Source organism: Pseudomonas sp. 32_A (assembly GCF_017490905.1).
GTDB classification, from domain to species: domain Bacteria; phylum Pseudomonadota; class Gammaproteobacteria; order Pseudomonadales; family Pseudomonadaceae; genus Aquipseudomonas; species Aquipseudomonas inefficax.
The window spans coordinates 1-237 of sequence record NZ_JAFGYI010000526.1; the positions used below are offsets into that span (position 1 = coordinate 1).

1 protein-coding gene is annotated in these 237 nt (G+C 61.2%); it reads left to right on the forward strand.

Going from position 1 to position 237, the window contains the following annotated elements; genetic code table 11:
• Positions 1 to 237 (forward strand): amino acid permease (locus tag J5M58_RS27695; protein WP_207880743.1); only part of this gene is annotated, 237 nt, incomplete at both ends.

Consider the following 237-nt stretch of genomic DNA (forward strand, 5'->3'; position numbering starts at 1 on the left):
CGCCACGGCGCGGGACAAGACCATGCCGCGCTTTCTGGCCAAGGAAAACGCCAACCAGGTACCGGCCAACGCCCTGTGGCTGACCAACGCCATGGTGCAGATCTTCCTGGTGATCACGCTGTTTTCCAACAGCACCTACCTGTCGCTGATCTACCTGGCCACATCGATGATCCTGGTGCCTTACCTGTGGTCGGCGGCCTACGCCTTCCTGCTGGCATGGCGCAGCGAAACCTACGA